Annotated in this window: 14 protein-coding genes; 5 read left to right on the plus strand and 9 right to left on the minus strand. The window is 68.1% G+C overall.

Features of this window, described 5'->3' with window-relative positions; translation table 11 throughout:
* Nucleotides 1-38: 38 nt before the first annotated feature.
* Nucleotides 39-911 (plus strand): hypothetical protein, encoded by an 873-nt coding sequence (locus tag IJ15_RS0104505; protein ID WP_031937155.1) that lies wholly within the window; start codon nt 39-41, stop codon nt 909-911.
* Complete coding sequence (locus tag IJ15_RS0104510) at nt 908-1,681, plus strand: hypothetical protein (RefSeq protein ID WP_031937156.1); 774 nt, start codon at nt 908-910, stop codon at nt 1,679-1,681. Before IJ15_RS0104505 ends, IJ15_RS0104510 begins: the two co-directional genes overlap by 4 nt.
* A 66-nt stretch (nt 1,682-1,747) precedes the next feature.
* Here IJ15_RS0104510 and IJ15_RS0104515 read toward each other — a convergent pair whose 3' ends face one another.
* From IJ15_RS0104515 to echA20, 4 genes are read right to left on the minus strand one after another with little or no spacing between them, the layout of a single operon-like run.
* Complete coding sequence (locus IJ15_RS0104515) at nt 1,748-2,812, minus strand: NAD(P)H-dependent flavin oxidoreductase (protein ID WP_031937157.1); 1,065 nt, start codon at nt 2,810-2,812, stop codon at nt 1,748-1,750.
* The gene (locus IJ15_RS0104520) at nt 2,809-3,558 is read right to left on the minus strand and encodes a CoA-transferase subunit beta (RefSeq protein WP_031937158.1); all 750 of its coding nucleotides are present in this window, start codon (nt 3,556-3,558) and stop codon (nt 2,809-2,811) included. The genes IJ15_RS0104515 and IJ15_RS0104520 overlap by 4 nt, the downstream gene beginning before the upstream one ends.
* Nucleotides 3,555-4,445, minus strand: a complete 891-nt coding sequence (locus tag IJ15_RS0104525) for a CoA transferase subunit A (RefSeq protein ID WP_031937159.1) — start codon at nt 4,443-4,445, stop codon at nt 3,555-3,557. Before IJ15_RS0104525 ends, IJ15_RS0104520 begins: the two co-directional genes overlap by 4 nt.
* The gene (gene echA20 / locus IJ15_RS0104530; protein WP_031937160.1) at nt 4,445-5,230 is read right to left on the minus strand and encodes a (7aS)-7a-methyl-1,5-dioxo-2,3,5,6,7,7a-hexahydro-1H-indene-carboxyl-CoA hydrolase; all 786 of its coding nucleotides are present in this window, start codon (nt 5,228-5,230) and stop codon (nt 4,445-4,447) included. Before echA20 ends, IJ15_RS0104525 begins: the two co-directional genes overlap by 1 nt.
* A 97-nt stretch (nt 5,231-5,327) precedes the next feature.
* Here echA20 and IJ15_RS0104535 point away from each other — a divergent pair, with 97 nt between their 5' ends.
* Both IJ15_RS0104535 and IJ15_RS0104540 read left to right on the plus strand, forming a co-directional pair.
* Entirely contained in the window at nt 5,328-6,101 is a 774-nt protein-coding gene (locus tag IJ15_RS0104535) for an SDR family oxidoreductase (RefSeq protein ID WP_031937161.1), read from the plus strand.
* Between the two features lie 10 nt (nt 6,102-6,111).
* Entirely contained in the window at nt 6,112-7,026 is a 915-nt protein-coding gene (locus tag IJ15_RS0104540) for an SDR family oxidoreductase (protein ID WP_031937162.1), read from the plus strand.
* Between the two features lie 64 nt (nt 7,027-7,090).
* Here the strand turns inward: IJ15_RS0104540 and IJ15_RS0104545 are convergent, their stop codons facing one another.
* The 3 genes from IJ15_RS0104545 to IJ15_RS0104555 all read right to left on the minus strand — a co-directional run bounded on the left by IJ15_RS0104545 (nt 7,091) and on the right by IJ15_RS0104555 (nt 9,514).
* Nucleotides 7,091-7,762 (minus strand): GNAT family N-acetyltransferase, encoded by a 672-nt coding sequence (locus IJ15_RS0104545; RefSeq protein ID WP_031937163.1) that lies wholly within the window; start codon nt 7,760-7,762, stop codon nt 7,091-7,093.
* Nucleotides 7,763-7,863: 101 nt separating this feature from the next.
* A complete protein-coding gene (locus IJ15_RS0104550; protein WP_031937164.1) occupies nt 7,864-8,334 on the minus strand; it encodes a nitroreductase family deazaflavin-dependent oxidoreductase in 471 nt (156 codons plus the stop codon).
* Nucleotides 8,335-8,350: 16 nt separating this feature from the next.
* Entirely contained in the window at nt 8,351-9,514 is a 1,164-nt protein-coding gene (locus IJ15_RS0104555) for a steroid 3-ketoacyl-CoA thiolase (protein WP_031937165.1), read from the minus strand.
* A gap of 174 nt (nt 9,515-9,688) precedes the next feature.
* Here IJ15_RS0104555 and IJ15_RS0104560 point away from each other — a divergent pair, with 174 nt between their 5' ends.
* Nucleotides 9,689-10,942, plus strand: coding sequence for a cytochrome P450 (locus tag IJ15_RS0104560; RefSeq protein ID WP_031937166.1), 1,254 nt, complete (start codon nt 9,689-9,691; stop codon nt 10,940-10,942).
* 166 nt (nt 10,943-11,108) lie between these two features.
* Here the strand turns inward: IJ15_RS0104560 and IJ15_RS0104565 are convergent, their stop codons facing one another.
* Both IJ15_RS0104565 and IJ15_RS0104570 read right to left on the minus strand, forming a co-directional pair.
* Entirely contained in the window at nt 11,109-11,534 is a 426-nt protein-coding gene (locus tag IJ15_RS0104565; RefSeq protein WP_031937167.1) for a nuclear transport factor 2 family protein, read from the minus strand.
* Between the two features lie 10 nt (nt 11,535-11,544).
* The gene (locus IJ15_RS0104570; RefSeq protein ID WP_031937168.1) at nt 11,545-12,408 is read right to left on the minus strand and encodes a TIGR03619 family F420-dependent LLM class oxidoreductase; all 864 of its coding nucleotides are present in this window, start codon (nt 12,406-12,408) and stop codon (nt 11,545-11,547) included.
* Nucleotides 12,409-12,417 lie beyond the last annotated feature (9 nt).

The following is a 12,417-nucleotide window of genomic DNA, read 5'->3' on the forward strand; positions in this document are numbered from 1 at the left end:
CCGGTGTCCGCCCCACCCGTCGACCTCGGGGAGGACCAATGACGACGGACAACCGATCGGGAGACTCGCTGTTCCCGGACGTCACCGAGCACTACGGCGCGGAGTCGGTCCCCGAGGTCCCGGTGTCCGAAGCCAGTGCGGCGCTGCCGGTTCCGGACGAGACGACCGCCACCGAGCCGGTGGTGGCCCCCGACCCGCTCGCAGTGCCCGACCCGCCCGACCCGCCGGTCGTGCCGGGTCCGGGTGAGGTGTTCCGGACCGATGCCGCACCCGAGCCGGTTGCCGCACCCGAACCTGAAGCCGAGTTCGACCAACTGCCGACGTGGCTGGTGACCGCGCCGACGGAGTCGTCGGCGGAGAAGTCGCCTCGCAGGCGGGCGTTGCTGATCGCCGGCGGCGCGGTTGCGCTCCTGGTCATCGCCGCGGTCACGACGGTCGTCGCGCTCGGCACCGGCGACGAGATCGCCGGATCGCCCAATCCTGTCGCCGGGTCCACCGCGGCGCCGCGGACGAGCACGACGGTTCCGCAGGCTCCCGCGCAGCCCGCCGGATGGTGCGCGGATTCGGTTGCCGACGGCAGGAGCGTCGGACGCGGCCCGGGAAGTGCCGACGACGGCCCGGGCGCGATCCGGGCGTTCGACTACGCGTACTACGTCGACCGCGACGGCAGCAAGGTCGCGTCACTGATGGTGACGCCCAACGCCGTTCCGGACATCCAGAAGTGGATCGACGAGGTTCCGCTCGGTACCGAGCACTGCGTCACCGTCGCCCCCACCGCCGATCCGAACGTCTTCGAGGTCGATCTGGGCCTGCGTTCGCCGGCCGGTTCCGACGGCGTCATCCGCCAACGAGTCACGGTCGCGCCGTCGCCGACGGGATTCAAGATTGCCAAGGTGGAGGATCTGCGATGAACAACGTGCTCACGCTGCGCCGCACCCCGAAGGTGCCGGAGCCCGATCGGGTGTCCGCGATGGTCGTCGCCGGATCGGGTGGCGCCGCGACCACCACGACGGCATACGGGCTGGCGACCGCGCTCCGCCTCGGCACCGGCAAGGACGTCTCGGCGATCGACGCGACCAGTGACGGCGGAAACCTGCTTGCGCGAGCCGGATTCGGCGCCGTCGACCCCACCCGGTCGATCCGGCAGCTCGAGTCCCGTATGGCGCTCACCTCCGCCGGCGTCGTCGTAGTGGGCAGCGGCGACGCGCAGGCGAGCGATCCCGCGATCGTCGACGAACTGCTCTCCGCCCGGCACAGTGCCCGCGTCCACGACGTCGGCACCGCGCTGCGCTCGCCGCGGCTGGCACCGCTGATCCGCTCCGGTGCGGCACTGGTGGTGGTCGCCCCCGCGCGCTCCGAACCGCTGAGCCGGATGCGTGACGCCCTCACCTGGGTGATGTCCGCCTACGGCGCGCAGGTTCTCGGTGGCACGATCGTCGTCGTCTCGCACCAGATGCCTGACGCACCGGTGGATCTGGCGCCGATCCGGGACGCGCTGTCGCCGCGGATCGCCGGGTTCGTCGAGGTGCCGTTCGATGCGGCCCTCGCGCAGCCCGGCGTCATCGACCATCGTCGACTGGCCACCGTGACGATCGACGCCTGGACCGACGTCCTGGACGTGCTCGGCGGACTGTTCTCCCGGCCGCAGCGGTCGGGGGCGGAGACCGAGGAACTCGCCTGAACGGACGAAGGGACCCTTCACGCGCTGGTGGCGCATGAAGGGTCCCTTCAGCTGGAGGCAGGCCGATCAGGCCTTGAGATCTCCAAGTGCATCGATACGCGACACGGCGTCGGCCATGATGCGATCGATCAGTTCCTTGCAGCTGGGCAGGTCGTCGATCATGCCGACCACCTGACCGGACGCGAGCACGCCGGCCTCGGTGTTGCCCTCGACCAGACCGGCCTTGAGCAGCATCGGGGTGTTGGCGGCCATGATGATCTGCTGCCACGTGCGGTCGCCGGACTTCTTCATGGCGAGCCCGTCCTTGGCGAGGGTGGACCACTTCATGCCCGTCATCGCCTTGAACTTGAGGGCATTCTTGGTGGCCGCGACGAGTCCCTTTGCGTAGCTGGACTTCTCGAGTGCGTTCACCAGGTCGGTGTTGAGCACGCGGTGCGGCATGCCGTCGACCTTCACGGACACCGTGGTGTCGGTCAGGCTGCGCTTGAGGTACTCCTGCTTGACCGAGTCCGGCACCGCCGAATCGCTCGTGAGCAGGAAGCGGGTGCCCATCGCGACGCCCGCGGCACCGTACGACAGCGCCGCGGCCAGGCCGCGACCGTCGAAGAAGCCGCCGCCGGCGACGACCGGGATGTCGACCGCGTCGAGCACGGACGGCAGCAGCAGGGTCGTTGCGACGCCGCCGGTGTGGCCACCGCCCTCACCGCCCTGCACGATCACCGCGTCGGCGCCCCACGAGGCGACCTTGACGGCGTGCTTGGCGGCACCGATCGACGGGATGACGACGATCCCGTTGTCCTTGAGCTTGGCGATCAGGTCCTTCTTGGGCGCCAGCGCGAACGAGGCGACCTTGACACCCTCGCGGATCAGCAGGTCGCAGCGCTTGGCGGCGTCCGACGCGTCGGCGCGCATGTTGACGCCGAACGGCTTGTCCGTCAGCTGCTTGGTCTTGATGACCGCAGCCTCGAGCTCCTCGTACGTCATCGTCGCCGAGGCGAGGATGCCGAGACCGCCCGCGTTGGCGGTGGCCGCGGTCAGGCGCGGGCCGGAGACCCAGCCCATGCCCGTCTGCACGATGGGATGCTCGACGCCGACCAGTTCGGTGAACGGCGTCTTCAGCACCTGGCTCACAGGGAGACCTCGCGGTCACGCAGGCTCTTCGGGTCGATGACCTCGCGGATCAGGCGCAGCTCCTCGGCGGTGGGCTCGCGGGTGATGCCCGCCGAGTCCAGGCCGGCGATCTCGAAGGAGGTGTTGGCCTTGACGTCCTCGGCGGTGACGCCGGGGTGCAGGGTGACCGCGCGCATCGTCTGGCCGGGGCCCTGGAAGTCGAACACACCCAGGTTGGTGATCACCTGGTGGTTCTTCAGGAAGCGGAACGCCGGGTTCTCCGGGTCCACCTTGTCGTAGCCGACGCCGCACACCACGTCGACCTTGTCGGCGAACACGCGCGAGGAGTGCTTGCCCACCCAGTAGCTGGTGGCGTGGTTGATGGTGTTGCCGGGGGCGCCGCGCAGGCCGAACATCTGGCGGGTCGGCTTGTCCAGCGGGCCGAACGCCGACAGGTTCTGGTTACCGAACTTGTCGATCTGGTTCGCGCCCATCACCACGTGGCGACGGCCGGAGGCGACCACGTCGAACACCTTGGAGAACGGGATGTAGCCCTCGATCGGCGCGCTGGCGCCGATGGCGGGGGCGTCGGCCAGGATCAGGGCCTCGCCGTCGGTGATGATCAGGTCCGGCTCGGTGGTGAGCTTGGCCAGGCGGGCGCCGATCAGCGGCAGCGTCGCCATGGGGGAGGCGAAGATCTCGCCGGCGTCGGCGAACAGTTCGGCGCACGCGATGGCGCAGTACTCCGCGCGGGTTACCTCGGTCATGACTTCTGCTCCTCTGCGAACTTGCGCACGGCTGCCTGGTAGTCGTCCTCGCTGCCGGACAGGTAGGTGTCGGCGAAGGCCTGCCATGCCTCGGGGGTCTTGGCGGACTCGGCGTAGTGGCGCTGGAACTTCTCGTCGCGCTTGTAGCCACCGGCGAAGGTGAAGTGCGCGCCGTTCGGGGCCTCGCTGACGGTGTCGACCATCGCGCGGTTCAGGATCAGGGCCTGATTCGGGACGGACTTGACGAGTTCCTCGGTCGAGACGATCTTGTCGACGCTGAGGATGCGCTGCTCGGCCGCGAGGCAGAACAGGTCGTCGAAGTACGGGTCGACGCCGGTGTAGGCGGCGTTGCCGCGCTCGTCGGCCAGGTCCAGGTGGACCAGGGCGGCGTCGAGGTTCAGCGCGGGCATCGCGATGACGGACTCGGTGCGGCCGTCGGCGTCCGGGTACGGGGACGCGACGGTCTTGAGCTCGTCGCCCCAGACGGTCTGCGCATCCGAGCCGAGGCCGGCGCGGATCGGCATGAACGGCAGGCGCGCGGCGGCGGCCTGCAGGCCGGCCTTGACCATGCCCTCGTCCATCTCGCGGGACTCGATGGTCCCGGCGACACGAGCCTGGGCGAACCAGGGATCGTAGAACGGCGCCGAGTCCAGGGACACGAAGCCGTAGTAGGCGCGCTTGACCTTGCCTGCGGAGATCAGCAGGCCGAGGTCCGGGCCGAGGTACCCGACGACGGTCAGGTCCTTGACATCGCTGCGCAGCAGCGCGCGGACCAGAGCCATCGGCTTGCGCCGCGAGCCCCAGCCGCCGATGCCGATGGTCATCCCGCTCTGGATGCCGGCGACGGCCTCATCCAGTGAGCGGCGCTTGTCGCGCTTCTCAGCCATTACTTGCTGTCTCCCTTGGGTGCGGTGGTGTTCGACTTGGGCTTGCCCGTGGCGACGAACTCGTCGCGGTGCTCGTCGGCGACACCGGCGAGGTTGAGCTCGAACGTGAAGCCCTGCTCGATCCGGTAGCTGGTGTGCACGTCCATCACGTCGATGCGGTTGATGGCTTCCTTGGCGCGGCGGATGACGCGGGTGTCCTTGGCCGCGATCTCGCCGGCGACCTTCAGTGCGCAGGCATCGAGTTCGGCCCGCGGGACCACGTCGTACACGGAACCGAAGTGCTTGAGCGTCTGGGCGTCGACGTTCTTGGCCGTGTAGTACAGCGTGCGCATCATGTGCTGCGGGACCAGGCGGGCGAGGTGCGTGGCAGCACCGAGTGCGCCGCGGTCCACCTCGGGCAGGCCGAAGATCGCGTCGTCGGACGCGACGATGACGTCGGCGTTGCCGACCAGGCCGACACCGCCGCCGACGCAGAAGCCGTTGACGGCGACCACGACGGGCACCTCGCAGTCGTAGACCGCGGAGAAGGCTGCCGCGCAGCCGCGGTTGGCGTCGATCAACGCGCCGTGACCCTCGGTGGCCTGCATTTCCTTGATGTCGACGCCGGCGTTGAAGCCGCGTCCCTCGGCGCGCAGGATCACGACGTGCGTGCTGGGATCCTTGCCCGCCTCGAGGATGGCGTCGGCCAACTCGAACCAGCCCTTCGAGGGGATGGCGTTCACGGGCGGGTAGTCGACGGTGACCGTGGTGATCCCGGCACCGTCCGAGGTCGAAGTGATGCCCATGGCATGTTCCTTACGTCTGTTGACCGAACCAAGCGATTGCTTGGTAAGTTATCACAGACGGGTACGAATGACCCGTGCCGCTTCAGGGAGGATGAACGTGGATCTCGGTCTCGAAGGCAAGGTCGTGCTGGTGACCGGCGGCGTGCGCGGAATCGGAGCCGGAATCAGCCGGTCCTTCCTGCGTGCGGGTGCGACGGTGGTGACGTGTGCGCGCCGTCCGAGGGAGGACACCGCCGAGCCGCTCGAGGTCGACGGCCGCGGTGTCGACTTCATCCCGTGCGACGTGCGTGACGCCGACCAGGTGCAGTCGATGATCGACACGATCGTCGCGAAGTACGGCCGGCTCGACACCGTCGTGAACAACGCCGGCGGCGCCCCCTTCGCGATGGCGGCCGACGCGAGCCCCAAGTTCCACTCCAAGATCGTCGAGCTGAACCTGCTGGCCCCCCTGCTGATCTCGCAGATCGCGAACGCCGTCATGCAGAAGCAGGACGACGGCGGGTCGATCGTGATGATCTCCTCCGTCAGCGGCAGCCGGCCCTCCCCGGGCACCGCGGCCTACGGTGCCGCCAAGGCGGGCATCGACTCGCTCGCGGCCAGCCTGTCCGTCGAATGGGCGCCCAAGGTGCGCGTCAACTCGATCGTCGTCGGCCTGGTGCAGACCGAGCTGAGCCACCTCCACTACGGCGACGAGGCCGGCATCGACGCCGTCGGCGCCACCGTCCCGCTGGGTCGGATGGCACTGCCCGAGGACATCGGCAACTGTGCGACATTCCTGGCATCACCGTTGGCGGCCTATGTCAGCGGTTCGACTCTTACCGTCCACGGCGGCGGCGAGCGCCCGGCCTTCCTGGCCGCGGCAACAAACTAAGGAGAACCAAGTGAGCGGATTGCTTGACGGCCGAGTCGTCATCATCACCGGCGCCGGCCGTGGAATCGGTCGCGCGCACGCGCTGGCCTTCGCGGCGGAGGGCGCCAAGGTCGTCGTCAACGACATCGGTGTCGGCGGCGACGGCTCCAACACCGGCGAGACCCCTGCCGAGCAGGTTGTCGCCGAGATCAAGGCCGCCGGCGGCGAGGCCGTCACCAACGGTGACGACGTCGCGTCGTGGGAGGGTGCCCAGAACCTGATCCAGACCGCGTTGGACAATTTCGGCACGCTCGACATTTTGGTCAACAACGCGGGCTTCCTGCGTGACCGCATGCTGGTCGGCATGAGCGAGCAGGAGTGGGATTCGGTCATCCGCGTTCACCTCAAGGGTCACTTCGCCCCGCTGCGTCACGCCGCCGCCTACTGGCGCGCCGAGTCCAAGGCCGGACGCCCGGTGGACGCGCGCATCATCAACACCAGCTCGGGCGCGGGCCTGCAGGGCTCCATCGGCCAGGGCAACTACGCCGCGGCCAAGGCCGGCATCGCCGAGATGACCATTCAGGCCGCCGCCGAGCTGAAGAACTACGGCGTCTCCGTCAACGCGATCGCCCCCGCCGCGCGCACCCGCATGACCGTCGGCGCCGGTGGTGCGATGGCCGAGGCGATGGCCGCTCCGGAGGAGGGCTTCGACGCCATGGCGCCGGAGAACATCTCCCCGCTGGTCGTGTGGCTGGGCTCCGCCGAGTCGAAGAACGTCACCGGCCGCGTGTTCGAGGTCGAGGGCGGCAAGATCACCGTCGCCGAGGGCTGGCGCCACGGCCCCACCCAGGACAAGGGCGACCGCTGGGATCCGAAGGAACTCGGACCGGTCGTCGCCGACCTGCTCGAGAAGGCCGAGACCCCCACCCCGGTCTACGGCGCGTAAGTCACGCCGCAACGACAACGCCCGTGCGCTTCGTGCGCACGGGCGTTGTCCGTTTCGGTTGGGGTTACGCGGGGGTGCGGATGATCAGGACCGTGCCCGGGAAGTAGGCGGCCAGTTCGCTGCGCGCCTGCTTGAGTGCCGCGGTGCCGTAGCCCTGCTTGCGGGCGCCGGGCGCGACCCACACCGCGACGTCCACCTCGTTATCGGCGAGTTCACCGAACACCAGGCCGACGCTGCTGGGTTCGTCGCCGGTGGTGCATTCGGCGACCAACCACGCCGCCGACTCGTCGTCGATCCGCTTCAGTCCGGCCGTCCGCTCCTGTTCGACGCGGTCCGCGCTCCACGGCGAGCCGGACTCGTCGAGGCGTTCGGTGGACCGAGCACGGAACAGCGCGGTATCCGCGTCGGAATCGGTGAACGGGCGCACGCGAACTCCCGCCCCGGTGCTGAACGGGCGCTGCTCGGGCAGCCACTGGAGGGTCGCGTCGAGATCCTCGAGTTCGGTGCGGATGCGGTCGCGTTCCTTGATCGTCAGGCGGTCGAAACGCAGGTTCAGCACGGCCTCTGCGCAGAAGTCGGACGTCTCCAGCAGGTCGCGGACGGCCGCGACGGCGGCTGCGCGGTCCTTGCTCTCGACGATCGCGTCCAGGACCTCGTGTCGACGGTCGAGCGCCTTCAGCAGGGCCGAAGCGATTTCGCGCCGGTCGATCACCTGATCATGGTTCTTCACTGTCATGTCGCGGCATTCCTCCTCGGGAACCGGTGTGCCCGGCGCCGGTGGGCCGGGCGTCGCCCATCATTATTCCCGCCGACGGCCGCGCTGGGGAGTGTCGCGCGCTATTCGCAGATCACCACGGGGATCTGCCGATCGGTCCACGCCTGATAGTTGTCGAAGTCGGCGTAGAGGTCGACCAGACGCGGCCACAACTCGGCCCGCTCCTCGTCCGTCGCGACGCGCGCCTGCAGCTCTCGCACGTTCGACTTGATCTGCACGGTCACCGACGGATTCGCGCGAATGTTCAGGTACCACATCGGATTCTTCGGCAGTCCGCCCTGCGACGCGACCAGGATGACCCGGTCGCCGTCCTCGAGAAACAGCAGCGGACTGATCCGGGGCTGGCCGCTCTTGCGGCCGGTGGTGGTGAGCAGGCAGACGGGGATCCCCCACGGGAAGGCGCTGCCCACGCGCCACTTGCCGCCGAGGCGCCCGCCGGTGGCCCGATACAACTTCACGTTGAACTTCGACATCCACTTGATGATGCCGACCGTGTACTTCGAATCGAGCCCCGACGGGCGCGTCGTGGTCATCTGTCAGGGACTCCGATCAGATTCGTTCGATGATGGTGCCCGTCGCGAGCGCGCCGCCGGCGCACATCGTGATGAGCGCGGTCGAGCCGTCGCGGCGCTCGAGTTCGTGCAGCGCGGTGGTGATCAGGCGGGAACCGGTGCTGCCCACGGGATGCCCGAGCGCGAGCGCGCCGCCGTTGACGTTGACCTTGTCCATGTCGGGACCGTGGACCTGCGCCCACGACAGGGCGACCGACGCGAACGCCTCGTTGACCTCGAACAGGTCCAGGTCGCCGATCTTCATGCCGGCCTTCTCGAGAACGCGCGAGGTGGCCTGCACCGGGCCGTCGAGGTGGTACTCGGGCTCGGCGCCGACGAGGGCCTGACTGACGATGCGGGCACGCGGCTTCAGGCCGAGCGCGCGGGCGCGATCCTCGTCCATGAGCATGACGGCGGCGGCGCCGTCGGAGATCTGCGACGACGTACCGGCGGTGTGGGTGCCACCCTCGAGGACCGGCTTGAGCTTCGCGAGGGACTCGGCGGTGGTGTCACGCAGGCCCTGGTCGCGGCGCACGACGTTCATCTCCGACGTCGGCAGCTTGTCCGCGCCGATCACCGGTGCGGTGACCGGGACGATCTCGCGGTCGAAGCGGCCCTCTTCCCAGGCCTGCTTCGCGCGCGCCTGCGACTGCACACCGAGCGCCTCGAGATCCTCACGGGTGAGGCCGCGACGCTTGGCGATTCGCTCGGCGGCGTTGAACTGGTCGGGCATGTCGATGTCCCACGACGCCGGACGGCGCGGGCCGGCCTCGGTGCCGACGTTGGCGCCCAGCGGAACCTGGCTCATGGCCTCGACGCCGCAGGCGATGCCGATGTCGATCGCGCCGGTCGCGATGAGGCCCGCGATGAGGTGGTTGGCCTGCTGCGCGGAACCGCACTGGCAGTCGACGGTGGTGGCGCCGGTCTGCCACGGCAGACCCGCCGCGAGCCACGCGGTGCGGGTGACGTTGTTGGACTGTGCCCCGGCCTGCGTGACACACCCGCCGATGACCTGCTCGATCAACACCGGATCGATGCCCGCGCGATCGACGATTCCCTTCTGCACGGCACCGAGGATCTCGGCCGCGTGCAGGCCCGACAGCCACCCGCCACGCTTTCCGATCGGTGTGCGAACTGCCTCGACGATTACTGGTGTGCCCACGGTGGGCTCCTTTCACTCTCTTCTTCGAAAAGTAGAACAGGTTCTCTCGGCAAGGCAAGGGGCCCCGCCGCTGATATTTACCTAGTCTTTCCCCGATCGGCGCTCTGTGATTCAATGCATGTAGAACGTGTTACACATCACTTCGCGGCCGGACCGCGAGGGCAGGAGACAGCAGTGGCGCAGCCCAATATTCCCGCAGGGTTCGACTTTACGGATCCTGACATCTACGCGCACCGGCTCCCGGTCGAAGAGCTCGCCGAGGTGCGCAAGACGCAGCCGGTGTACTGGGTCGACCAGCCGGACGGTGTCGGAGGCTTCAACGACGGTGGCTACTGGCTGGTCACCAAGCACGAGGACATCCGGGACGTCTCGATGCGCAGCGACGTGTTCTCCACGTGGGAGAACACCGCGATTCCGCGCTTCAACGACGACATGGAGCGTGCACAGATCGAACTGCAGCGCTTCGTGCTGCTGAACAAGGACGCGCCCGAGCACACCAAGCTGCGCAAGCTCGTCGCCCGTGGCTTCACGCCCCGCGCCATCAACGGGCTCAAGGCCGAGCTGACGCGGCGCGCCGAGGCCATCGTCAAGGCCGCCGCTGCGGAGGGTAGCGGTGACTTCGTCACCCAGGTCGCGGCCGAGCTGCCGCTGCAGGCTATCGCCGAGCTCATCGGTGTGCCGCAGGAGGATCGCGGCAAGGTCTTCGAGTGGTCCAACCAGATGACCTCGTACGACGACCCGGAGTTCGCGGACATCGATCCGGCGGCCGCGTCGATGGAGATCCTCGGCTACGCGTACCAGATGGCGGAGGCCCGCAAGGCGAACCCGGCCAACGACCTCGTCACGACGCTCATCGAGGCGGACGTCGACGGTGACGTGCTCAGCCCGGAGGAGTTCGGCTTCTTCGTGATCGTGCTCGCGGTCGCCGGCAACGAGACCACCCGCAACGCCACCACGCACGGCATGAAGGCCTTCATGGACAACCCCGAGCAGTGGGAGCTGTTCAAGAAGGAACGTCCGAAGACCATGGCCGACGAGGTCATCCGCTGGGCCACCCCGGTCGCGTCGTTCCAGCGCACCGCGCTCGAGGACACCGAGATCGGCGGCGTGCAGGTCAAGAAGGGGCAGCGCGTGGTGATGAGCTACGTGTCCGCCAACTTCGACGAGGACGTGTTCGAGAACCCGCACAACTTCGACATCACCCGTGACCCGAACCCGCACCTGTCGTTCGGCGGTACCGGCGCGCACTACTGCCTGGGCGCCAACCTGGCCCGCATGGAGATCGAGCTGATCTTCAACGCGATCGCCGATTTCCTCCCGGACATCACCGAGGCCGGCGACACCCGCCGCCTGCGCTCCGGCTGGCTCAACGGCATCAAGGAGTACCAGGTCGACTACAAGACCGGCGGTTGCCCGGTTCAGCACTAGTCTTCGACACCCACCACAGGCGCAGTAGCGCCGGCGAGATCCCTCATCCCTCGCCGGCGCTACTGCTCTGTTTCGGGGTCTTCCCGGGGTGATCGAGAGAGACACGGGCGCAACGCGAGTGGGGCGGTCACCGAATCGGTGACCGCCCCACTGCCGTGCTCGGGACTCAGATCTTCTTCAGGGTCTTCATCGCTCGTTCGACCTCCCAGAAGGCCCGCAGCGACTGCAGCTTGCCCTCCGCGTTGACGCGGTAGACGAACACGCCCTCGGCGTCGACCTGATTGCCGGCGATCACCGTGCGGATGAAGCCGATGTTGACGTTCTCGTCGCCGCACACCAGCGAGTCGTTCACGAAGAACTCGAGCGAATCGGTGTTGGCGATCGTCATGTCGTAGAACTTCGAGATCGCCTCACGCCCGTGGTGGCCCTTGCCCTCCGGATCGAAACCCGACGGGCCGACCGGATCCTCGACCCAGCCGTCCTCGGCGAACAGATCGAGCCACTCCTCCTTGCGTTTTCCGCTTGCGGCGGACTGCGACGCCTTCGCGGCGATGCGCGCGGGGTGCTCGGTGCCTGTTGTCGTCGTCGTCATATGTCGCTCCCTAGTGGATGTACTGATCGGCGAACTTGCGCAGCGAGTCCTGCTTGGCCTCCAACGGGGCGTCGAATCCGAGTCCGTCGAAGATCCACGGGACGACGATGTTGTCGGTGATGCCGGCGTCGGCCATCTGGGCGTAGCCGTCCTTGCCGAACCGGTCGATGCACACCGCTTGGATCTCGAAAGGTTCGTCGCCCCGACCGTATTCGGCGCGCAGTTCCTTCAGTCGGGCCATCGTGGTGACGAGGTCGTCGAACTTCATCATCGCCGACGTCCAGCCGTCACCGATGCGCGCGGCGCGCTTGAGGGCGACCTCGGTGTGGCCGCCCACGTAGAACGGCACCGGCTTGCTCGGAGCCGGGCTGATCTGGAGTCGATCGAAGTCGAAGAACTCGCCGTGGTACTCGACCATGCCGCCGGCGAGGGTCAGCTTGATGATCTCGATCATCTCGTCGACGCGGGCGCCACGCTTCTTGTACGGGGCACCGCACCACTCGAATTCCTCAGGCGCCCAGCCGATTCCGACGCCGAATCCGAAGCGGTTACCCGTCAGGTTGGCGACCGAGCCCACCTGCCGCGCCAACAGCAGTGGATTGCGGGAACCGAGCTTGAGCACGTTCGTGTAGAAGCCGATCGTGCTGGTGACGGCGCCCATCGCGGCCGCCGCGATCAACGGGTCCACCCACGGTGTCTCGGCATTCCACATGCGCGAGCCGTCGGGGGTGTACGGGTAGTCCGCGGCGGCCGTCTCCATGAAGAACAGGGAGTCGGGCAGTGCGATGTTCGCGAAACCACACTCCTCCGCGGTCTGTGCCAGGGCGGTCAGCTGCTCCAGCGGGCTCATCGCGATGCCTACTGTGAACTTCATGGTGAAACC

The organism is Prescottella defluvii, from assembly GCF_000738775.1.
Taxonomy (GTDB): Bacteria; Actinomycetota; Actinomycetes; order Mycobacteriales; family Mycobacteriaceae; genus Prescottella; species Prescottella defluvii.